The 22,109-nt window shown below is 59.2% G+C and carries 22 protein-coding genes; 7 read left to right on the forward strand and 15 right to left on the reverse strand.

The genetic code is table 11. The features are described from left to right. Nucleotides 1-80: 80 nt before the first annotated feature. A complete protein-coding gene (gene rimO, locus HDE72_RS20050; protein ID WP_221291331.1) occupies nucleotides 81-1,487 on the reverse strand; it encodes a 30S ribosomal protein S12 methylthiotransferase RimO in 1,407 nt (468 codons plus the stop codon). Between the two features lie 165 nt (nucleotides 1,488-1,652). Here rimO and HDE72_RS20055 point away from each other — a divergent pair, with 165 nt between their 5' ends. Next, nucleotides 1,653-2,666: a LacI family DNA-binding transcriptional regulator gene (locus HDE72_RS20055; RefSeq protein WP_183744387.1), complete on the forward strand. Its 1,014-nt coding sequence runs from the start codon at nucleotides 1,653-1,655 to the stop codon at nucleotides 2,664-2,666. 12 nt (nucleotides 2,667-2,678) lie between these two features. Here HDE72_RS20055 and HDE72_RS20060 read toward each other — a convergent pair whose 3' ends face one another. The 7 genes from HDE72_RS20060 to phaC all read right to left on the reverse strand — a co-directional run bounded on the left by HDE72_RS20060 (nucleotide 2,679) and on the right by phaC (nucleotide 11,210). Then, nucleotides 2,679-3,749 (reverse strand): ABC transporter ATP-binding protein, encoded by a 1,071-nt coding sequence (locus HDE72_RS20060; RefSeq protein ID WP_183744389.1) that lies wholly within the window; start codon nucleotides 3,747-3,749, stop codon nucleotides 2,679-2,681. Between the two features lie 11 nt (nucleotides 3,750-3,760). Continuing rightward, nucleotides 3,761-4,651, reverse strand: a complete 891-nt coding sequence (locus HDE72_RS20065) for a carbohydrate ABC transporter permease (RefSeq protein WP_183744392.1) — start codon at nucleotides 4,649-4,651, stop codon at nucleotides 3,761-3,763. Next, a complete protein-coding gene (locus HDE72_RS20070) occupies nucleotides 4,648-5,553 on the reverse strand; it encodes a carbohydrate ABC transporter permease (protein ID WP_183744395.1) in 906 nt (301 codons plus the stop codon). The genes HDE72_RS20065 and HDE72_RS20070 overlap by 4 nt, the downstream gene beginning before the upstream one ends. 24 nt (nucleotides 5,554-5,577) lie before the next feature. Further along, nucleotides 5,578-6,771, reverse strand: coding sequence for an ABC transporter substrate-binding protein (locus HDE72_RS20075; protein WP_183744597.1), 1,194 nt, complete (start codon nucleotides 6,769-6,771; stop codon nucleotides 5,578-5,580). Nucleotides 6,772-6,946: 175 nt separating this feature from the next. Then, nucleotides 6,947-8,347, reverse strand: coding sequence for a GH1 family beta-glucosidase (locus HDE72_RS20080; protein WP_183744398.1), 1,401 nt, complete (start codon nucleotides 8,345-8,347; stop codon nucleotides 6,947-6,949). A 219-nt stretch (nucleotides 8,348-8,566) separates the two neighbouring features. Continuing rightward, entirely contained in the window at nucleotides 8,567-9,130 is a 564-nt protein-coding gene (gene phaR, locus HDE72_RS20085) for a polyhydroxyalkanoate synthesis repressor PhaR (protein ID WP_183744401.1), read from the reverse strand. 343 nt (nucleotides 9,131-9,473) lie between these two features. After that, nucleotides 9,474-11,210 carry a class I poly(R)-hydroxyalkanoic acid synthase gene (gene phaC / locus HDE72_RS20090; protein WP_183744404.1) on the reverse strand — a complete coding sequence of 579 codons (1,737 nt, stop codon included), beginning with the start codon at nucleotides 11,208-11,210 and terminating at the stop codon, nucleotides 9,474-9,476. A gap of 80 nt (nucleotides 11,211-11,290) precedes the next feature. On the opposite strand from phaC, the gene HDE72_RS20095 reads away from it, so the two are divergent. Beyond that, nucleotides 11,291-11,521 carry a hypothetical protein gene (locus HDE72_RS20095; protein WP_311735258.1) on the forward strand — a complete coding sequence of 77 codons (231 nt, stop codon included), beginning with the start codon at nucleotides 11,291-11,293 and terminating at the stop codon, nucleotides 11,519-11,521. 16 nt (nucleotides 11,522-11,537) lie between these two features. Here HDE72_RS20095 and pgeF read toward each other — a convergent pair whose 3' ends face one another. Both pgeF and HDE72_RS20105 read right to left on the reverse strand, forming a co-directional pair. After that, the gene (gene pgeF, locus HDE72_RS20100) at nucleotides 11,538-12,329 is read right to left on the reverse strand and encodes a peptidoglycan editing factor PgeF (RefSeq protein WP_183744407.1); all 792 of its coding nucleotides are present in this window, start codon (nucleotides 12,327-12,329) and stop codon (nucleotides 11,538-11,540) included. Beyond that, entirely contained in the window at nucleotides 12,329-13,366 is a 1,038-nt protein-coding gene (locus HDE72_RS20105; RefSeq protein ID WP_183744410.1) for an RluA family pseudouridine synthase, read from the reverse strand. The genes pgeF and HDE72_RS20105 overlap by 1 nt, the downstream gene beginning before the upstream one ends. A gap of 89 nt (nucleotides 13,367-13,455) precedes the next feature. On the opposite strand from HDE72_RS20105, the gene HDE72_RS20110 reads away from it, so the two are divergent. Next, nucleotides 13,456-14,259: an outer membrane protein assembly factor BamD gene (locus tag HDE72_RS20110; RefSeq protein WP_183744413.1), complete on the forward strand. Its 804-nt coding sequence runs from the start codon at nucleotides 13,456-13,458 to the stop codon at nucleotides 14,257-14,259. A gap of 45 nt (nucleotides 14,260-14,304) precedes the next feature. Here the strand turns inward: HDE72_RS20110 and yaaA are convergent, their stop codons facing one another. After that, the gene (yaaA, locus tag HDE72_RS20115) at nucleotides 14,305-15,075 is read right to left on the reverse strand and encodes a peroxide stress protein YaaA (protein ID WP_183744416.1); all 771 of its coding nucleotides are present in this window, start codon (nucleotides 15,073-15,075) and stop codon (nucleotides 14,305-14,307) included. Between the two features lie 30 nt (nucleotides 15,076-15,105). Between yaaA and HDE72_RS20120 the strand changes: the two genes are divergently transcribed. From HDE72_RS20120 to HDE72_RS20130, 3 genes are read left to right on the forward strand one after another with little or no spacing between them, the layout of a single operon-like run. Beyond that, nucleotides 15,106-15,570, forward strand: coding sequence for a putative toxin-antitoxin system toxin component, PIN family (locus tag HDE72_RS20120; protein ID WP_183744419.1), 465 nt, complete (start codon nucleotides 15,106-15,108; stop codon nucleotides 15,568-15,570). A gap of 31 nt (nucleotides 15,571-15,601) precedes the next feature. After that, nucleotides 15,602-16,780: a pyridoxal phosphate-dependent aminotransferase gene (locus HDE72_RS20125; protein WP_183744422.1), complete on the forward strand. Its 1,179-nt coding sequence runs from the start codon at nucleotides 15,602-15,604 to the stop codon at nucleotides 16,778-16,780. A gap of 42 nt (nucleotides 16,781-16,822) precedes the next feature. Beyond that, entirely contained in the window at nucleotides 16,823-17,926 is a 1,104-nt protein-coding gene (locus tag HDE72_RS20130) for an HD-GYP domain-containing protein (RefSeq protein WP_183744425.1), read from the forward strand. On the opposite strand, the gene HDE72_RS20135 is transcribed toward HDE72_RS20130, so the two are convergent. Continuing rightward, nucleotides 17,886-18,452 (reverse strand): GNAT family N-acetyltransferase, encoded by a 567-nt coding sequence (locus HDE72_RS20135; RefSeq protein WP_183744603.1) that lies wholly within the window; start codon nucleotides 18,450-18,452, stop codon nucleotides 17,886-17,888. The two genes, HDE72_RS20130 and HDE72_RS20135, sit on opposite strands and share 41 nt — an antisense overlap. Before the next feature lie 114 nt (nucleotides 18,453-18,566). Between HDE72_RS20135 and HDE72_RS20140 the strand changes: the two genes are divergently transcribed. Beyond that, complete coding sequence (locus HDE72_RS20140; RefSeq protein WP_183744606.1) at nucleotides 18,567-19,493, forward strand: LysR family transcriptional regulator; 927 nt, start codon at nucleotides 18,567-18,569, stop codon at nucleotides 19,491-19,493. Nucleotides 19,494-20,073: 580 nt separating this feature from the next. Here the strand turns inward: HDE72_RS20140 and HDE72_RS20145 are convergent. From HDE72_RS20145 to HDE72_RS20155, 3 genes are all read right to left on the reverse strand, one after another. Continuing rightward, nucleotides 20,074-20,613 carry a hypothetical protein gene (locus tag HDE72_RS20145; RefSeq protein WP_221291332.1) on the reverse strand — a complete coding sequence of 180 codons (540 nt, stop codon included), beginning with the start codon at nucleotides 20,611-20,613 and terminating at the stop codon, nucleotides 20,074-20,076. A 107-nt stretch (nucleotides 20,614-20,720) separates the two neighbouring features. After that, nucleotides 20,721-21,059, reverse strand: a complete 339-nt coding sequence (gene fdx / locus HDE72_RS20150) for an ISC system 2Fe-2S type ferredoxin (RefSeq protein WP_183744431.1) — start codon at nucleotides 21,057-21,059, stop codon at nucleotides 20,721-20,723. Nucleotides 21,060-21,160: 101 nt separating this feature from the next. Then, the gene (locus HDE72_RS20155; RefSeq protein WP_260176820.1) at nucleotides 21,161-22,108 is read right to left on the reverse strand and encodes an alpha/beta hydrolase; all 948 of its coding nucleotides are present in this window, start codon (nucleotides 22,106-22,108) and stop codon (nucleotides 21,161-21,163) included. Nucleotide 22,109: the final 1 nt, after the last annotated feature.

Raw genomic sequence — 22,109 nt, forward strand, 5'->3', positions numbered from 1 at the left:
CCGCATAGTGCTGGTCCGCCTTGATTGTAAGGGCTTTGGCCCTTTGATGCCGTACGACTGTTACACGCCCTTACATACCTTTACTCGGCGGCGCCCCACAGGTCATGCGCGTCGGACGAGGTAATCTTGACATCGACGAATTCGCCCACGACCAGCTTGCGGTGCGGCTCGTATGGCGGCTTGACGTAGACAACGCCATCGATTTCCGGCGCGTCGGCGGCCGAGCGGCCCACGCCGCCGGTGCGGGTGATTTCATCGATCAGCACGCGCACGGTCTTGCCGACCTTGGCTTGCAAACGTTTTTTCGAGATTTCTTCCTGCAGCAGCATCACGCGGCCACGGCGCTCTTCGCGCAGCTCTTCCGGCACCGGATTGGCGATCTCGTTGGCGGTCGCGCCTTCGACTGGCGAATAGGCGAAGCAGCCCAGGCGGTCGATCTGCGCTTCCTTGAGGAAGTCCAGCAGGTATTCGAATTCCGCTTCCGTCTCGCCCGGGAAACCGGCGATGAAGGTGGACCGGATGGTCAGGTCCGGGTTAATCGCGCGCCAGGCCTGGATGCGGTCCAGGTTTTTCTCGCCGCTGGCCGGGCGCTTCATGCGCTTCAGCACATCGGGGTGGGCGTGCTGCATCGGGATGTCGAGGTAAGGCAGGATATGGCCGCCGCTCATCATCGGGATGATCTGGTCCACGTGCGGGTAAGGATAAACGTAATGCAGACGCACCCAGGCGCCGTAGGACTTGGCCAGCTCGCCCAGCGCTTCGGTCAGCTGCGTCATATGGGTTTTCACAGGACGGCCATTCCAGAAGCCGGAACGGAATTTCACGTCCACGCCATAGGCCGAGGTGTCTTGCGAAATCACCAGCAATTCCTTGACGCCCGACTTGAACAGATTTTCCGCTTCCATCATCAATTCGGCGATAGGACGCGACACCAGGTCGCCACGCATCGACGGGATGATGCAGAAACTGCAGCGGTGGTTGCAGCCTTCCGAGATTTTCAGGTAGGCGTAGTGTTTCGGCGTCAGCTTGATGCCTTGCGGCGGCAGCAGGTCAAGGAAAGGCGCATGCGGCTTCGGCAGGTATTTATGCACCGAATCCATCACTTCGCCCAGCGCATGCGGGCCGGTCACGGCCAGCACTTTCGGGTGCACCTTCATGATGATGTCGTCGCCAGCCGCATCTTTCTTGGCGCCCAGGCAGCCGGTCACGATGACCTTGCCGTTTTCGGCCAGCGCTTCGCCGATGGCGTCCAGCGACTCTTGCACGGCGGCGTCGATGAAGCCGCAGGTATTGACGATGACCAGGTCGGCGCCATCATACGATTTCGCCGTTTCATAGCCTTCGGCGCGCAGTTGCGTGAGGATTTGTTCGGAATCGACCAGCGCTTTCGGGCAGCCGAGGGAGACAAAGCCTACTTTTGGTGCAGCGCCGGGAATGGCGGCGACAGGCTCGGATTTGACGACAGGAATACGGGAGATCGAATGCATGATAGGTTGCCAGGAAAATTTTGACCAATCGAACATTGTACATTATTCTGCGCGCATGATCCGTGCTACGATCCGGATAAGTAAGCCCAAGGCCTGGTCTGTCGCATTCCAAGCCGATTTGACCGCAAAAATGATAGCAATAACCACCACAGGAGAACCGACTACGTGGCAACACTGAAAGACGTCGCAGTGCTCGCCGGCGTAGGCATGTCGACCGCCTCGCGCGCCATTTCCGGCGCCGGCCCCGTATCGGCCGATGCCCTGGCGCGCGTGCAGGCGGCCATCAAGCAACTCAATTTCCGCCCCTCGTCGATCGGCCGTTCGCTGTCGGCCAAGTCGCTGGGCATGATAGGCATCTTCGCGCCCTCCTTCTTTGGCGCTTATTACGGCACCATCCTGAAGCAGACCGACATTGAACTGCGCGCGCTGCGCCGCCATGTGGTGGTGGCCACCGGCTGCGGCGACGGCACGCCGCGCGATGAAGCCATCGAGGCAGTCAAGTTTTTGATCGGGCGCGATTGCGACGGCATCGTCGTGCTGGGCCACGACCTGCACGATGACGACCTGGTGCAGCTGCACCGCATGCATCCGAAGATGGCCTTCCTGAACCGGCGCCATGCAGAACTGGCGCAGGCGTCGTTCTGCCCCGACCATTACCAGGGCGGCGCGCTGGCCGCGCGCACCCTGCTCGAAGCGGATCACCGCCAGCTGGCCGTGGTCTCGGGGCCGCCCGAAACGTCAGACAACCAAAGCCGCATGCAGGGATTTTTTGATGAACTGGCGCGCCATGGCGTCGCCAGGCCAGATGTGCCGCTGATCAGCTCGGACTTTTCGCGCGAAGGCGGCTACGCTTCCACCCAGGCGCTGCTCGACGACGGCAAACCGTTCACGGGGCTGTTCTGCGCCAACGACGAAATGGCCGTCGGCGCCATGTCATGCCTGCACCGCGCCGGCATCCGCGTGCCCGATGATGTATCGGTGGTCGGCTACGACGATGACTATTCGGCCGCCTTCACGGCGCCTGGCCTGACCTCCGTCCACATTCCCATCCAGGAACTGACGCAGAACGCCGTGCGCTGGCTGCTGAACCAGTGCTACGGCACCAGCTACACCATCGAACGCGACTTCCCTGTGACGATTACCCTGCGCGCCTCGGTAGCGAAGCGGCAAGGAATCTAGACTACAAGCGAATTACAGGCGCAGTTCGCTGACGCCATCGAACAGCGAGGCCTGCGCCGTGCGTATCGAGAACGTGGTGTGGCCCGCATCGATCACATCCTGCTCCTGCGCCACGCTGGCGATCTGGTTGCCGTGGAAATCCATCCACACTACCTTGTGATTGCCCATCGCCTCGACCAGTGAAATGCCAGCTTGATACGGCAAGCCCTGGCCGACGCTGATATCTTCCGGCCGCACGCCCAGCACGCAGGTCTGCCCTTCGGTGGGCGCCTGCTTGAAGGCATAGGCGCTCACGTCCAGGGTCACACTGCCGCTGCGGAAGGCGATGCCGCCCGCCTCGTGGTGCAAGGTGCCACGGAACAGATTCATGCCGGGTGAACCGAGGAAGGTGGCCACGAATAGATTGGCAGGTTCGCGGTAGATGGCGGCCGGCGTGTCGAACTGCTGGATCACGCCGCCCTTCATCACGGCCATGCGCTGGGCCAGGGTCATCGCTTCAACCTGGTCATGCGTGACATAGATCATGGTCGCGCCCAGCTGCTGGTGCAGCTGCTTGAGTTCGCGCCGCAGTTCCGTGCGCAGCTTGGCGTCCAGGTTCGACAGCGGTTCATCGAACAGGAACACGTCGGCCTGGCGCACGATGGCGCGGCCGATGGCCACGCGCTGCCGCTGGCCGCCCGACAGCTCGGCCGGTTTGCGCTTCAACAGCGGCTGCAGCTGCAGCATGTCGGCCGCGCGCGCCACGCGGCGCTCCACCTCGGCCTTCGGCGTGCCGCTGATGCGCAGGCCGAAGGACATATTGCGCTCCACATTCATGGTCGGATACAGCGCATAGGACTGGAACACCATGGCGATGCGCCGGTCTTTCGGATCGGCCCAGGTCATGTCCTGGCCGCTGATTTCTATATTGCCGCCACTGACGTCGATCAGGCCGGCGATGGTGTGCAGCAGGGTCGATTTGCCGCAGCCCGAAGGCCCCAGCAAAACCACGAATTCACCGGCCTGCACGTCGAGATTCAAGGCGTCGATGATGGTATTGCCGCCCAGCTGGATCTGAAGATTACGTATCGCTACATTAGACATAATTACCCTTGTTAGCCCTTGACCGCGCCGGAGGCGATACCGCGCACGAACCAGCGGCCGGAAATGAAATACAGACCCAGCGGCACCATCGAGGTCAGAATGGTGGCCGCCATGTTCACGTTGTACAGGCGTTCGCCCGTGGTCGTGTTGATGATGTTATTGAGCTGCACCGTCATCGGCAAATGTTCGGAGCCGGCAAACACCAGGCCGAACAGGAAGTCATTCCAGATCCCCGTGACCTGCATGATGGCCGCCACCACGATGATGGGGGTGGACATGGGCAGCATCAATTGCAGGAAAATGCGCCAGAAACCGCCGCCATCGATGCGCGCCGCCTTGAACAGTTCCTGCGGCAGCGCCGCGTAGTAATTGCGGAACAGCAGGGTCATCACGGGCATGCCGAAGATCGTGTGGATCAGGATAATGCCCGGCAAGGAGCTGAACAGATTGGCCATTGCCAGCAGCCGCACCAGCGGATACACCATCACCTGTACCGGCACGAAGGCGCCCATCATCAGCACGGCGAACAGCAGGTTGGCGCCGCGCGGCCGCCAGAACGACAGCGCATAGCCATTCACGGCGCCCACCGCGATCGACAAGATGGTGCTGGGCACCACGATGTAGACCGAATTCCAGAAGCCGCCACGGATACCGTTGCATTCGAGCCCCGTGCAGGCGGACTGCCAGGCCATGCTCCATGGCTCCAGCGTGGCGTGCACGGGCAGCGCGAACAAGGTGCCCAGGCGGATTTCTTCCATCGGCTTGACGGAGGTGATCAGCATCACATACAGCGGCAGCAGGAAGAACAGCGCTGCGCACAGCAAAAAGGCATATATGCCCAGCCGGGCCGGCGTCAGACGCGAGCGGCGGCGGACCGCCGGATTGATTACAGCGGCAGTCATCGCGCCACCTTGCCCTTGCTGGCGCGGTTGCGCACAAAATAGATGGGAACGACGATGGCCAGCACCGTGGTCAGCAAGACCACCGAAGCGGCCGAGGCCAGGCCGATATTGGCCCGTCCGAACAGATAATCCATGATGAACTTGGCCGGTACTTCACTGGCCGTACCCGGACCACCCTGCGTCATGGCGACCACCGCGTCATACACCTTGACGACCATCACGAACAGCAGCACGAAGGCGGTCGAAATCGACGGCCCCAGCATCGGCAGTACGATGCTGACGTACACGCGCCAGCGCGGGATGCCGTCGATGCGGGCAGCTTTCCACATTTCTTCGTCGATGCCGCGCAGGCCGGACAGCATCAGCGCCATCACCAGGCCGGAAGCCTGCCACACGGTGGCGATCACCACCGTGTAGATGGCCATGTCCTGGTCGATGATCCAGTCGAAGCGCGCATGCTCGAAACCGAGCTTGTGCAGCACCTCCTGGATGCCCAGCTCAGGATTGAGCATCCATTGCCAGACCAGGCCAGTGGCCACGAAGGACATCGCATACGGATACAGGAAGACGGTACGCAGCACGCCTTCGGCGGCCACCTTCTGGTCGATGAAGACGGCCAGCAGGAAACCGAGCACCAGGCAGGCGGCGATGAACAGCACGCCGTAGATCAGCAGATTATGCAGCGACAGCAGCCAGCGCTCGTTATTAAAGAGGCGGACATACTGCGCGGCGCCGACAAAATCGTCGGCCGGAAAAGTGCGCGAACTGCTGACCGACACGCGCAGGGTCCACAGCATCGTTCCCAGATAGGCGAACAATACCGTGAGCGCCATCGGCAGCAGCGCGATATTGGCGGCCAGCGAAAAGCGTCGCCGCTTCGCCGGCTTGTTGACATGACTCATACCGTCTCCCGTGAATTGCGGCGCTTACTCTTTCAAGGCGCTGGCAAACGCCTTTTGCGCATCTTCGGCGGACTGGTTCTTGTTCCAGTAATTGGTCAGCACGTCCTGCAGGGCACCGTTGGTGTCGGGCGAGGTCAGCATCTCGGAGTTCGCCAACTGGCGCGACTTGTCCTTCATGATGGCGATACCCTGCTTGGCGCAGATGTCGAGCGAGCTGTCATCGACGTCGCCACGGATAGGGATAGACCCCTTGCGTTCACTGAAGGCCACTTGCGCCGCTGGCGACGTCATGGTGGTGGCCAGCAGTTTCTGCGCCTTGATCACGTCGGCATTCGTCGATTTCGGGAACACGAAAGCGTCACCGGCGACGATGTACGGCGACTTCGGACCGAAGCCCGGGAAGCAGCCGAACTCCTTGCCAGCCGTCTGCTTCGCGGCCGAGAATTCACCCTTGGCCCAGTCGCCCATGATTTGCACGCCAGCCTTGCCGGTGATGACCATGGCGGTGGCGTCATTCCAGTTGCGGCCAGGCGCGCCCGGATCGATGAAGCCGCGCAGTTTCTTGAAGGCGACCAGCACCTGCTTGAAGGCGTCGGACTTGACGGCTGCCTGGTCGCGGTCGCGGTAGACTTTCAGGTACAGCTCGGAGCCGCCCACCATCGCGAAGATGGCGTCGAAGGTGATTTTTTCCTGCCATACCTGGCCGCCGAAGGCCAGCGGCACCACGCCGGCCGCTTTCAGCTTGGCCAGGTCGGCCAGGAATTCATCCCAGGTCTTCGGTTCGTCGGCGATGCCGGCTTTCTTGAAGGCGGCCTTGGAATAGAAGAACCAGGCCGGCATGTGGATGCTGACGGGCGCCGCATAAAAATGGCCCTTGACCTTGATGGCGTTGATGATGGATGGCGGCATGATCTGTTCCCAGTTGCCCTTGATCGCCACGTCATCGATATTATTGAGCAAACCCTGGTCGACGATGTCGCGGAACTGCTGCGAGGTATTGAACTGCGCCGCCACGGGCGCGTTGCCGCCCACGATGCGGTTGATGGTGGTGGCGCGCGACTGGTCGGCGCCGGCGATGGCCTGGTCGATCCACTGGCCACCGGCCTTGTTATAGGCATCGGCAAACTGGCGGATGGCCGCCGATTCACCGCCCGAGGTCCACCAGTGGATCACGGTGGCTTTCAGGGGCGCGGGATTTTGCGCCAGTGCCGGCGCCATGAGAGCAGCCTGGGCTGCCAGGGCCAGCGCGATTGCGCCGGCAGTTTTATTGGTTTTATTCATGTTGTCTCCTGTGAGCGTCCAGCGCTCTTTTTATGGGAATGAATCGGCTATGCCTATACCTAAAACTTTACCAGATGAAACGTCCTTCAAACATCAACGATACTCACACTCTTCAAGGCTGTGCATTACGGCGGGCAAGGAAATCACGCACCAGAAAGGCGCTCTGCTTCCAGGTACGCTTTTGCGTCGCATAATCAATATGAATGATGCCGAAACGGCGCTCGTAACCGAAAGCCCATTCGAAGTTATCCAGCAGCGACCAGATGAAATAACCGCGGATGTCCACGCCTGCCTTGACCGCTGCGTCTACCCCTGCCAGGTGGCGGTTCAAAAAGGAGATGCGGCGCGGGTCAGCCACCTTGCCATCGACCACTTCATCGTCGGCTGCCGTACCGTTTTCCGTGATGTAGATCGGTGGCAGGTTGGCGTATTCGTGATGGAAACCGACCAGCAAGTCGTACAAGCCTTGCGGATAGACTTCCCAGCCCATCTGCGTGCGCTCCACGCCTTCCAGATCCACTTCCAGATAACCATGCGCGCCATCGCTGACCACATTCGTGCGGAAATAGTAGTTGATGCCGAGGAAGTCCATCGGTGCACCGATGATGTCCATGTCGCCTTCCAGTATCAGCGGCTTGGCGCCCGGCCACAAGCTCCACAAGGCTTCCGGATAACTTTTCTTGAGCAGCGGATCGAAAATCCAGTTGTTGTGCTGCAGCTCGAACAGCTCGGCCGCACGCTTGTCGGCGGCGCTGCTGCCGGTGGTCGTGCCACGGCCCACGTTGGCTACCAGGCCCACTTGCGCACCCGGATCGTTGCGGCGCAGATGTACCAGCGCCAGGCCGTGGCCCAGCAACAGATGGTGCATGGCTTGCGTAGCGTAGCGCACGTCTGCCCTGCCCGGCGCATGGTGGCCACCGCCGTAACCGTGGAAAGCCGAGCACCATGGTTCGTTCAAGGTGGCCCAGGCATCAACCAGGCCGGACAGTTCGCGGCTCATCAGGTCTGCATAGTCGGCAAAACGGTAAGCCGTTTCACGGTTGAGCCAGCCGCCACGGTCTTCCAGGTGTTGCGGCAAGTCCCAGTGATACAGGGTGACAAAGGTCTTCAAGCCTTTTTGCTTGAGGCGCTGCAACAGTTTCTTGTAGAAGGCGATGCCGACCGCGTTCGGCTGGCCTTGCTCATACATCACGCGGGGCCAGGCGATCGACAGGCGGTAGCCGTCGACATTCAGGGCGACGATGTTCTCGACATCCTCTTCCCAGCGGTGATAGTGGTCGCAGGCGAACTCGCCCGTGTCACCGGCCAGCACCTTGCCTGGGGTGGCAGAGAAAGTATCCCAGATCGATGGCAAACGGCCATCTTCATGCACGGCGCCTTCGATCTGGTAAGCCGCGGTGGCGACGCCCAGCAAAAAGTCTTTCTTCCACAACACCGAATCGGCCGGTGGCGAAAATTCTGTTTCCAGTGCGGCGGATACGGGCGGGATAACGGATACGGCAGCTTGATTCACACAATCTCCTTCACTTCGGATGGGAGTGGAAGCGCTTCCACAATGTGTAGTAATACTACCAGTGAAGAATTTTCAATGTCAACGCAATTTTTTGCGTAAATTGACGAAGGATGGCCCGGAAAGCCGCTTGTGCTGCGGTGCGGCAAAAAAAACGGCACAGGGGAAAGCTCCGCTGTGCCGCGCCATGGGCTTGCTTGCAAGCCCCATATTTGCTGGTATTTACTTCTTGTCCGTCGGCGGTACTGGCGGCACGAATGGGAAGGTGCCGAACAGATTCTTGCTCTGGCTCTGCATTTGTTCTTGCATCTGCACAAACAGACTTTTGCTCTGGTCGATGTAGTTATTCATCATGCCCTGCATCATCGGACCTTGCACGTTCATGAATTGTGTCCACATTTCAGGGCTAAAAGGCTTGCCGTCGAAACTACCGGCCGAGGTGCCCGTGAATTTATGCTGGATATCGGTGAACGCCTGCACGTTCTTTTCCAGGTAAGAACCCATCATGCCCTGCATGGCGTGGCCATAGTAGCGGATGATTTGCGACAGCACGCTGCTGGAGAACATTGGCGCGCCGTTGGCCTCTTCTTCCAGGATGATCTGCAGCAAAATACTGCGCGTCAGGTCTTCGCTGGACTTGGCATCGACGACCGTGAATTCTTCATTGTCCAACACCAGCTGCTTGACGTCCGTCAAGGTGATGTAGGAACTGGTTTGGGTATCGTACAAACGACGGTTAGGGTATTTTTTAATCAGGCGGTCTATACTTTTTTTAGCACTACTCATCACAAAGTCCCACTTATTGCGCCGCAACGCATACTGAGTTAATCCGAAAAAAAAGCGAACGTGGGGTCCGCTTTCGCACCTGCCTACTTTTTGCATTATAGAGTGGAAAACGGCCACTTTGCACATTCGTGGCAAAGATTCCCACATTTATTGCAACGCAACTAGAAGTAGATTCCTGACAAGACCAGAGATTACCCTGATCTTGCCTTGCAACACACTTACAACACCCAACAAAACCGTAGCGAGCGGAAGTAAGTTGTGGCTGAGAAGCGGAGCTGTGCGCATGCACAGTGAGCATCGCAGGCCGCAAATCACGACGCGCAGTAGGTTTTGTTAGGTGTCCTTAATCTGCCCTGACTTTAACATACCTCCCGGGTGCCGCTTCGATCGCCTTGTAGCGCTTGCCACCAGGTTTGGCTGGCGCCTTGATTTCAGCGCCGCCATGTTCGGCCAGGAAGGCGGCCCACTCTGGCCACCAGCTGCCTGCATGCTCGGTCGCGCCGTCCATCCACTGCTCTGCGCTCAAGGGTTTGGCCTTGGCCGCACGCGGCTGATCGTTGCTCCAGTAGCTGCGCTTTTTCTTCGAGGCCGGATTGATCACGCCGGCGATATGGCCCGAGGCGCCGAGGATAAACCGGTTGGCTTTCGGCTTCTTGGGATTGAGCAGCGCCGTCGACGCATAGGCCGAACCCCAGGGCACGATATGGTCTTCGCGCGAGCCGTAAATAAAGGCCGGTGCATCGATGCTGCTCAAATCGATTTTTTCACCGGCCACCGTCAGCTTGCCCGGCACTTTCAGGCTGTTTTCCAGATAGGTGTGGCGCAGATACCAGCAAAACATGGGGCCCGGCAAACTGGTGCCATCGCCGTTCCAGTACAGCAGATCGAAGGCGACCGGCTCCTTGCCCTTCAGATAATTCGACTGCACATAGTTCCACACCAGGTCGTTCGGCCGCAGGCTGGAAAAAGTACTGCCCAGGTCGCGCCCCGACATCAGCCCGCCCTTGGCCAGGGCCTGCTCGCGCAGCGCCACTTGCGGCTCGTCGATGAAGACCTCGAGCGCGCCCGTATCGCAAAAGTCGAGGAAGGTGGTCAGCAGGGTCAGGCTGGATGCGGGATTCTGTCCACGCGCCTTCAGCACGGCCAGCGCGGTCGAGACGATGGTGCCGCCCACGCAAAAGCCGAACAGATTCAATTTATCCTGCCCCGAAATCTCTTGCGTGACGCGGATCGCTTCGATCACGCCCTGTTCCACGTAATCGTCCCAGGTGACGTGCTGCATGCTCATGTCCGGATTGCGCCACGAGACCAGGAACACGCTATTGCCCTGCTCTACCGCATAGCGCACCAGCGAGTTTTCAGGCTGCAAGTCGAGGATGTAGAATTTATTGATGCACGGCGGCACCATCAGCAGCGGCCGCGCATGCACGGTGGCCGTGCTTGGCGTGTACTGAATCAGCTGGAACAAGGCGTTTTCAAACACCACCGTGCCCGGCGTGGTGGCCACGTTGCGGCCCACTTCGAAGGCAGATTCGTCGGACTGCGAAATGCGGCCCTTCTGCATATCGGTCAGCATATTCGTCAAGCCCTTGGCCAGGCTCTCGCCCTTGGTCTCGATCAGGGTTTGCTGGGCGTCGGGATTGGTTGCCAGAAAATTGGCCGGCGACATGGCGTCGACAATTTGCTGCACCGCAAAGCGGATTTTTTGTTTCTGGTGTGGCGATGCTTCCACCGCTTCGGCCATGGCGGCCAGGAATTCGGCGTTCAACAGATATGCAGCCGCATTAAAAGCCGACAAGGGACTGGCATGCCAGGCTGGCGCGGCAAAGCGGCGGTCTTTCAATTCAGGCGTCTTGCCGCCCATGAAATCGCCCCACAAGCCCGTCAGCTTGGCCATGTAGTCATTTTTCAATTGCTCGATGACTTCCGGCTTGATGCTGGCGCCGGTGTCTTGCAAGATACCGGCAATCGGATTAGCCGCCGGTTGCGGTACCATGTTGAACCAGGTCTTCCATTGGTTCGGATCGCTGATCTGCGCCATCCACTCCTGGGTCATGACTTGGGGATCGGGCATATTCATTGTGTAAATCCATTCCATTAAAGAATTAAGATGTCGTCACTCTCTACTGTATCCAGCCTGGACTGGCCTGGCTAAAACCTATGATGCTGATCGTTGCTATTGCATGGATTTACGTGGTGGGGCTGATGGCCCTCACCGAACCGTCCTTTGTTGCCGGACTGATGACGTTCCTCCTCTACTGTCTTATTCCTTTGTCTATCCTATTCTATCTGACAGGCTCAAAAAGACGCAAACGGCGAGCCGAACGGCGAGCCGAACGCAAAGCCACCGCAGCTTCTGCAGACGATAAAGCAAAAACGGCAGACACATAAGCGTCTGCCGTCAAGATTATTTGCGCCAGATCAAACTGGCCTGTCGTCCGGTGACGCCATCGCGCCGGTAGGAATAAAACTGCGCCGCATCGCTGACAGTGCAATATTCACCGCCCGCCACCTGGCTCACACCATCGCGCCGCAGCATGTGGCGCGCCAGCGTATAGATGTCCGCCAGGTATTTGCCCGGCTTGCCAGCGATGGCGGCAAAGGCGTCCGACAAGGCCTGCCTTTCCTCTTCATCGTGCGCGCCATCGCGAAACGCCTGCAACACATCAGCTCCCACTTCAAACGCACCGGGACCGATGGCCGGCCCCAGCCAGGCCAGGATTTCGCTGGCGCCACGCGCGCGCATGTCTTGCACCGTGCGCTGCAAGACGCCATTGGCCAGGCCGCGCCAGCCCGCGTGCGACGCGCCCACCACCAGGCCATCATGCGAACAGAACAGCACAGGCAGGCAATCGGCCGTCATGACCGTGCACACCACGCCAGGCTGGGTGGCCACGCTGGCGTCGGCGTCCGGCACGCAGCCAGCCAAGGCAGCCGCATCGGCCACGGCCACGCCGTGCACTTGCGACAGCCAGGCTGGCTCCGATGGCAATATGGACGCCAGCCGTGCGCGGTTTTGCGCCACATGCAACGGATCGTCGCCCACATGGATACCCAGATTCAAGCCGCCAGCGCCCTGCCCGTCACCATACGCCCCCAGGCTGACACCGCCAGCGCGCACGGTCGACAATGCGCCCACGCTCGCTGGCAGGCCCGGCCAGTCGGGAAGCAAGTAAGGCAAAGCCACGGCGGCGTTCATCAGGCCAGTTCCGGCTCGGGAATGCCGGCCTGGGCGATCAGTTCGGCAAAGTCGTCAGCCAGCGGCACCAGCCATTCGCAGTTCTCGCGCGTGCCCGGATGCACCAGGCCCAGGCGGCGCGCCTGCAGCGCCTGGCGTGGGAAGACGGACACCAGGTGCGGCTTGCCATACACGTAGTCACCCACCAGCGCAAACCCCAGGTGCTGCATGTGCACGCGGATCTGGTGCGTGCGGCCTGTTTCCAGGCGGCATTGCATCAGGCTCACGGGACGACGGTCGAGTTCACCGCTGCCTATCAATTCATAATGCGTGATGGCCGGCTTGGCCGTGAAGTTTTCCGACACGGCCATCTTCACGCGGTCACGCGGGTGGCGCGCGATGGAAGCATCGATAGTGCCCGCCACTTTGGGCGTACCCCATACCAGCGCGAAATATTCACGCTTGACGGTACGCGCCTGCAACTGGCGCACCAGGTCTGTTTGCGAGGCCAGCGTCTTGCCGACTACCATCAGGCCGCTGGTGTCTTTATCCAGGCGGTGCACGATGCCGGCGCGCGGCACGCCAGCCAGCTGCGGGCAGTGGTGCAGCAGGCCGTTGAGCAGGGTTCCGGACCAGTTGCCGGGACCCGGATGCACGACCAGGCCGGCCGGTTTATTGATCACGATGATGTGTTCATCTTCGTGCACGATGTTCAATTCCATCGCTTCCGGTTTAAAAGCCTCGTCTTCCGGCGCACTTTGCGGCAGAATGACGATCTTTTCATCGCCATAGGCGGTCATATTGCGTTTCGCAACTTTACCGTCCACGGTGACGAAACCGGCTTCCAGCCACAATTGCAAGCGGCTGCGCGAATACTGCGGCACCAGCTTGGAAATGACCTTGTCGAGGCGATGGCCACAGGCGTCCGGGGCCAGTTCCAGGTGTATCGGCGCCAGGTCATCGAACAGCTCGTCGCCGTCAAATGCCTCGTCGGCATCGTGTGCATCTGTGTGCACAACGACGTCGTTGAGGTCGGAGTCAGATAGGGGGGCAGCCAAATTCGGCTTAGAAGTTAATATCACAGCATTCCCATCGGCTATAATCAGCCTATTGTAAAATCTTGGTTAAAACCTTCTTGCAAAACGTCATGCAAAAAAAATTATCGTTGGTAGTCGCTTCAGTCGTTCTGCTCGGCATGTCCGCTTGCAGCTTGTTGCCAGAAAAAGTGGATGAGACCAAAAACTGGTCCGTTACGAAATTATACTCGGAGGCCCGTGAAGAAATGAGCGGGCAGCACTATGAGACTGCCATTGGCCTGTTTCAGAAGCTGGAGGCTAACTATCCTTTCGGCAACTATGCCTTGCAGGCACAGATGGAGATCGCTTACGCGTATTATAAGTCGGGAGACCAGGCTCAGGCACTGGCTGCTGTCGAACGCTTCATCAAGTTGCACCCGAACCACGCCAATGTCGACTATATGTACTACCTGCGGGGCTTGATCAGCTTTAACGATCAACTGAGCTTCCTGAACTTCCTGTACGAACAAGATCCGACCGAACGCGATCCGAAGGCCACGCGCGAAGCGTTTGCTGCTTTCAAGCAACTGGTGGATAAGTTCCCGAACAGCAAGTACACGCCCGATGCACTGGCGCGCATGCACTATCTGGTCGATGCGATGGCGAAATATGAAGTCCATGTGGCGCGCTACTACTACCGCCGTGGCGCCTACCTGGCTGCGGCCAACCGCGCACAAGGCACTATCAGCGACTTCGCCGCCTCGCCGGCCATCGAAGAAGCGCTGTTCATCATGTACCGCTCGTACGACAAGCTGGGCATGACCGACCTGCGCGACGACGCCCTGCGCGTGCTGACCAAGAACTACCCGCAAACCGCCTTCCTCAGCCCTGAAGGGGTGAACAAGGAACGCCGCTGGTGGAAATTCTGGCAATAAAATAAAAAACCGGAGCTTGCTCCGGTTTTTTACTTATTTGAGCACTTAATCAGCCACTTTGCGCCGGAACACCCAGCTCTTGTCATTCGACGCTTCCGGCACGAAACCATAACCATCGACATCGAACTGTTTCAATTGTTCGGGGTCGCGGAGGGCGTTGACGGTGGCGTAGCGGGCCAGCATGCCGCGCGCACGCTTGGCGTAGAACGAGATGATCTTGTACTTGCCGTTCTTCCAGTCTTCGAACACGGGAGAAATGACAGGCATATCGAGCTGGCGCGGCTTGACGGATTTGAAATATTCTTCCGAGGCCAGGTTGACCAGCACCTTGGCGCCCTGCTCCTGCGCCGTGCGGTTCAGGGCATGGGTGATGGTGTCGCCCCAGAAGGCATACAAATCCTTGCCGCGCGCGGTGGACAGACGCGTACCCATTTCCAGCCGGTGCGGGTGGATCAGGTCCAGCGGGCGCAGCAAGCCGTACAGGCCAGACAGGATGCGCACGCGCGATTGCGCGTAATCAAGTTGCGTTGGCTGCAAGCTGCGCGCCTCGAAACCGGCGTACACATCGCCATTGAAAGCCATGATGGCCTGGCGCGCATCGGACGGCTGCGGCGTCCAGGACGCGTAGCGGGCCACATTGAGGGCGGACAAGGCATCGGAAATGCCCATCAGGCTGCCGACCTCGGCTGGTGAAAACTGGCGCATGCGCTCGATCAGTTGCGCAGAATGGTCGAGAAAATCGGGGGTGCTGTGCAACTGGGTTGTTGGCGGCGTCTCCAGGTCGAGACTCTTGGCGGGCGAAAGCACGATCAACATAAATTATCACTACAGAATAGAATTGCCCACATGATACCTGCTCCACAAAAACTCGTGCTCGACACCAACGTTTGCCTAGACCTGTTCGTCTTCCAGGACCCGCGCTGGGCCGGCTTGCTGGCCGCCATGGAAAACGGGACCGTGCAAGCCATCACGCGCGAAGATTGCCGCGCCGAATACCTGGTGGTATTGCATTACAAACACTTACCGCTCGATGAAGCCAGCCGCGCCGTCGCTGCCGCCCGCTTTGACGCCCTGATCACGGTGGTGGCGCCGGCCGTCTCCGGCGTGCGCCTGCCCGTCTGTACCGACAAGGATGACCAGAAATTCCTGGAACTGGCGCGCGACGCCAACGCCGACATCCTGATCACCAAGGATAAAGCCTTGCTGAAACTGGCCCGCAGGACGGCTAAGGCCGGCATGTTCCAGATCATGCTGCCAGAGAAGTGGATACCTGCCGCGCCACCCGAAACCGTTGCGCCTGCGCTAGAATAAAGCCACAACTTACACCATCGCCTGATTGCCCATGAATAGCACGCCTTACTCCAGCCCGACCCCTGCCCTGCAAACGCGCTTGCCCGCCGTGGGCACCACCGTGTTTACGCGCATGTCGGCCCTGGCGGCCCAGCACGGCGCCGTCAACCTGGGCCAGGGCTTTCCTGATTTCGGCTGCGCGCCAGCGCTGATCGAACGGGTGAGCGAGGCCATGCATGCCGGCCATAACCAGTATCCACCGATGACGGGCGTCGCGCCCCTGCGCGAGGCTATCGCGGCCAAGATCGCCAGCCTGTACGGCCATCAATATGATGCCGCCACGGAAATCACCGTCACGGCCGGCGCCACGCAGGCGCTGACCACGGCGATTCTGTGCTGCGTCCACCCTGGCGATGAAGTGATCGTGATCGAACCGGCTTACGACAGCTATTTGCCGGCAATAACGTTGGCAGGCGGCCTGCCGGTGCTGGTGGCGATGGAAGTGGACGAACTCGGCTATAGCGTGCCGTGGCACAAGCTGGCCGCTGCCGTCACGCCAAAAACGCGTTTGATCATCATCAATACGCCGCACAACCCGACCGGCACCATCCTGCGCGCCTCCGACGTGGCGGCGCTGGCCGACATCGTGCGCGGCACGCAGATATTGATCTTGTCGGACGAAGTCTATGAACACATGGTGTATGACGGCCAGCAGCACGCATCGCTGAGCCGCCACCCGGAACTGGCGGCGCGCAGCTTCATCGTTTCCAGCTTCGGCAAAACTTATCATGTGACGGGCTGGAAAGTCGGTTATGTGGCCGCGCCCGCCAGCTTGTCGGCAGAATTTCGCAAGGTGCACCAGTACAATGTGTTCACCGTCAACACGCCGATGCAGCATGGTCTAGCGGCATATATGGCCGAGCCGCAGCCGTATCTGGAGCTGCCCGCCTTTTACCAGCGCAAGCGCGACCTGTTCCGCGACGGCCTGGCGGGCAGCCGCTTTACCTTGCTGCCGGCAGATGGCACGTATTTCCAGTGCGTGCGTTATGACGCCATTTCACAGCAGAGCGAAGCGCAGTTCGCCGAATGGCTGACCAGCGAGATCAAGGTGGCGGCGATACCGGTGTCGGCATTTTATGCGCAGGGCAAGGAGTCGGGCATCGTGCGCTTCTGCTTTGCCAAACAGGATGAGACCCTGCGCCTGGCGCTATCACGCCTGGCAGCAATATAAAGCTTTCCGCAGCTAGCTGCAGGACAGCAGATGGAGACTAGCATGGCACAACGTCGTATCGGCTTGGCCGACCTGGTTCCGGGCGAACCCCTGGCCTGGGATTTGTATCTGGCGGACCACAGCGCCGGCCCGCAATTGCGCAAGGGACAGATCATCAGCGATGGTGCGCAACTGGCGCGCTTGCTGCAGATGGGCTTGTACACGGGCGCGCCCGAGCAAGCTTCCGTGTTACACCTGCTCAATGAAAGCGCGCAGCGGCTGGACCGTTTGCTGCAAGACTTGCGCAAAGAGGGGAACGCCGAGCGCGACGTGCGCGCCATCGCCCGCGAGCTGCTGCGTGCGCTGAGCCTCGATGCCGATATCGCCCTGGCCAGTATCTTGCTGAACCAGATCGCCGGCCGCTATTGCGTGCGCCACTGCATCGAAACGGCGCTGCTGGCCATGCTGGTGGGCCAGGCCATGGGCAAGCCAAACGACGAATTGCTGCGCATAGGCGCCGCCGCGCTGACCATGAACGTGGGCATGTTGTACCACCATGACAGTTTCCAGGACAAGCGCGGCCCTTTGACCGACGATGAAATGCGCATCGTGCGCCTGCACCCCGTAGAAAGCGCGGAACTGCTGCGCTGTGCCGGTGTCGAAGATGAAGAGTGGCTCAGTTGCGTGCTCTTGCACCACGAAAACGACGACGGCAGCGGTTATCCGCTAGGACGCAGCGGCGATGAAATCTTGCAGAACGCCAAGCTGATCGGCCTGGCCGACCGCTATTGCGCGCGCGTCTCGGCCCGCAATTACCGGCGTTCCATCCTGCCCGACCAGGCGCTGCAGCAGTTATTCCTCGACCAGGACCTGGCCATCGATCCTGTGCTGGCAGAGCAATTCGTGAGCATCCTGGGCAAATATCCGCCCGGCACCCTGGTGCGCCTGCGCAATGGCGAACTGGGAGTGGTCACGCAAAGAGGCGCCGCCTACGTCCACCCGCTGAGCAACCAGCAAGGCGCTCCCCTGCCCGCCGCCGAACTGCCGCTGATACTACCGCGCAATACCGGCGACAGTCAGTACGCCATCATCGCCTCGCTGCACGAAGACGACGCCCACATGCACTTCAGCATGCGCCATGTGTGGGGGGATGAGGCACGGCTGTAGACGCTTTTACACACACCAGGCTTTCATTGTTGAGCAACCTCCTGGCATGTTGATCCGCAAAATCGAGCAAGGCATCTCCCGCGATACGGTAACGCACCCATTCATCTTGCGCGCTGGCGCCGATGCTGCGATAAAACTGGATCGCAGGCTCGTTCCAGTCGAGTACGCTCCACTCAAAGCGGCCGCAAGCGGTATCGCGCGCCAGGCAAGCCAGATGACCGAGCATGCATTTCCCTGCACCGGCACCGCGATATTCAGGCGAAATATACAAGTCTTCCAGGTATAGGCCCTTGCGGCCCAGCCAGGTTGAATAGCTGAAGAAATACACGGCATAGCCGACTGTTTTGTCACCGATGCTGCAAATGAGCGCACGGGCAGTGGCGTCGGCGGCAAACAGGCTGTCTTCGATATCGGCCAGGGTCGCCACGACTTCGTGCTCGGCCTTCTCGAAAATGGCCAGTTCTGTGATGAAGCCCAAGATAAGCGCTGCGTCCGCTCGTACCGCATCGCGGATTTGAATAGTCACGATAAAACTCCTGATGATGAATTGTCGACACGCCAGAGGTAGCGTGACGAGAAGCATGATAAAGGCAGACAGGTGCTGCATCCAGTGCATTTATTTCACGATATAATGCACACTATGCATCCCGACCTGCGCCGCCTTGATCTGAACCTCTTGCCTGTCTTTGACGCGCTTTACCGGCTGCGCTCGGTCACTGCCGCGTCCCATGAACTGTCCATGAGTGCGTCCGCCTTCAGTCACGCACTTGCCCGCTTGCGTGTTTCACTGAACGATGAATTATTCGTGCGCCAGGGCCAGCGCATGCAGGCGACCGTGCGTGCGGAACAACTGGCAGCGCCGGTGGCCGGCGCCCTGAAAGTGCTGCAAGACAGTCTCAGCGCAAACCACGGCTTTGCGCCTGCATCGAGCCACCGGACTTTCGTTTTCTCTGCTACCGATTACACCATCCTTGCCGTGCTGCCCAAACTTATTGCACGTCTGCAAGTCATCGCGCCATATGTGCATGTCCGGCTGGTCTATTCCAATAGAAAAGTGTCCATCGAGGAACTGGCGGCTGGCCGCATCGACTTTGCATTGGGCTATACCGAAGAACGCGACGCCTTGCCGGAAGGCGTGGAGGATTTCGACTGGTTCACAGACGACTATGTGGTCATCGCCAGCCGGCATCATCCGCGCATACGCGGGCAGCTGACACTGGACAATTACCTGCAGGAACGCCATGCCGTCGTCACGCCATGGAATGAAACGCGCGGCATGATCGATCATGTGCTCGATGGGCTGTCGCTCAAACGCGAGGTCAGCGTGCACCTGCCGACCGTGCTGGCCGCGCCCTTCATCATTGCTGAAAGCGAACTGATTTTAACGATGCCGCGCCGGGCTGCTGAAATATTGCGCGCAGCGGCCCCATTCAGCATGTACGAGGCGCCGTTTGCCATCCCGCGCTACGCTGTCAAAGTGTATTGCCACAAAAATTATCTGCGCACCGATGCACATGCATGGATGCGCCAGGAACTGCTGGCGATCTTGCAGCCAGGAACTGTGTAAGCCTTGTAGCAGTCTCTCGGTGGCTATCATCCCATGGCTCCATGGATGGGCTAATAAACGGCATCTGATGCCCTGTTGCTGGCGTTCATGCCTGGGTCGCGTGATGATATGTCCGCCAAATCAAGCATGATGCGAAACTGGTTTTTCCCCAAGTCCACGGCATCTAAGGCATAAGCTTCCGCAACTTTTTGGCTTGCAGCGCACCGCTTATGGAAGTCAGAAATAACAATAATTTATTGAAGGTTACTTAGTATCTGCAACAAAGTTTTGACTTTTTTGGTCTGCCGCACTTTCGTGGCATGGAAGCAAGGCCAAGAAAAAGCACAGTCGGATAGTGAGATTCTTCATTGATCAACTGCAGGCGATAAGAGCTATCCGGTACGCGCTTTTCTCGACGCCCTTGGCAGTGAGGAAAGCGCGCCATGATGCAGGCTGTTTCCTGCGCGGCCAGGCACTGCAAACAATATTCCTTGAGAGGGCCTGGCTCGCTTCGCGGCCCGAAGATGCTACGCAGTGGACTTCAGCATATGGTGATAATGCGCAATTGCAGGCAGCCTGCCCCATTCAATTTCTTAGGCCATCATTGCTGAGGTAGAGGGACGATACTGACGCCATTCGGTGGCGAGGCAAGCTCACTGATGGCCACATCTACGGGATGAGTCACTGTCATCTCGCCATTTTTTCTAATGCTGATGCTATCGCGAAAGCCTGTCGGCATAGCAAGATCGATCAGCTTTACTCCTCGCAAGAAAATATTGATGCTATCCATGGGGCAGTTAAATCCCACTTGGACCAGCACCTCTGGATCGAGCAGACGCAGTCCGACTGTCGTCTTGCTCAGGTCCAGGTCTGGCTGTTTAGTCCTGTTCAAGAAAACCGTTTTTTGGGCAGGTGTAACGATGAGCTGGTACTGGCCCGCTTCACAACTGGCCGTGTAAATAGTGGCAGCCCCCGTAGCCTGCGGCAGATGGGATGCAGTAACAAGACGCAGACGCTGCGACTGTGCAGATGCCGGAGAGGCAAACATCATGGAGGTCAATAAAGCACTGGCAAGCAAAATTTTCATATGCATGGTGACAATAAAAGTGGAATAGTAATAAGCAACTCCTGTCGAGCGCAAGTTATCAGGAAATTGTATTTATCCCTGCCCGCTGGAGCTACCGCGCCTGCCGCACAAGCTGAAGAAACCTCGGTTACGCTGGCAATTGTAGCTCCAGTAATAATGCTCTAAAGTATTTCTTTGGCATGATTGATGGAGTATTTCGGTATCTCCACCGTCAAATTTTCAGCACCGGCGCGCGCCTGGCAAGACAAGCGCGATAGCGGCTGCAAGCCCCAGGCCTGGTCGAGCATGTCCTCTTCGTAATCGCCGAAGGGGCTCAAGGAGGCGTAGCCCTCGCGTACGACAACGTGGCAGGTGGAACAGGCGCCGACCTGTCCGCAGGCATGTTCAATATCAATCCCGTGGCGATGCAATGCATCGCAGATACTGGTGGTTTCGGGCACTTCAAACACGGCGCCGGCAGGAGCCAGCTGAGGATGGGGCAATACTGTGATTTTTGGCATACGGGAATCTCCTTGAGTGCAGCGACTGTGGAGCTTCCCGTACTGAGAAGGTCAAGCTATTTATTGCTTCAGGAACCACACCGGTTCCAGGCTGACCCCGTTCATTTCCCAGGAATCATGCCTATCGTGCCCAGCCACGTCTCCACCAGCGCAGGCCACTGCGTGATGGGGAATTTGCTAGGGCGCAAGCCAAACGCATGGCCGCCCTGGGCGTACAGGTGCATCTCCACCGGTATATCCGCCTGCTTCAGGGCCGCGTAATACAGCAGGGAAAACTCGACCGTATCGACCAGGTCATCCTGCGCATGCAGCAAAAAGGTCGGCGGCGTTTGAGAACTGACGTGTATGGTCGGGTTCAATCTTGAAAGGTCGGCCCGATAGTTGACCGACATATGGCCCGGATACAGCGCTACGGCAAAGTCGGGACGGCAGCTTTCCTCGTCCGCCTTGTCGACGGGCCGATAGATGCGTTTGGCATGCGTGCTGATGGCCGCCACCAGATGGCCACCGGCAGAAAAACCCAGCACCCCGACCTTGTGCGGGTCGATGCCCCAGCCGGCGGCATGCTGGCGAACCAGGCCCAGGGTACGCTGCGCATCTTGCAACGCCGTGTGTACCTTGGGAATGACGCGAACGTTACGGACAGGGTCCCAGTGCGGGCCCGATCCGGGCACGCGGTATTTCAACAGCACGCAGGTGACACCAATCGAAGTCAGCCAGTCGCACACTTCCGTGCCTTCCAGGTCGATGGCCAGGCTCCGATAACCGCCGCCCGGAAACACGATTACGGCAGCGCCCGTGTTATTTACCGTGGGCGAATACACCGTCATGGTCGGCCGCGTGACATTATCCACTTCCTGCCAGGGCCGCCCGGCGACCAGCTTGTCGTCCCGCAAAGTCAGCTCGCTTTCCGGCCCCGTGGCAGGTTTCGCGTCGGGAATCACGCCTGGCCAGATCGGCAATTGCTGGTGTCCATCGGCAGGCTGCCATGCGGCGGCATGCACATTCATGCAGGCAAAAACCGCGACAAAAGCAAGTGTGTATCTCAAG

Origin of the sequence: Janthinobacterium saanense (assembly GCF_014200675.1) — a bacterium.
Lineage (GTDB): Bacteria > Pseudomonadota > Gammaproteobacteria > Burkholderiales > Burkholderiaceae_D > Janthinobacterium.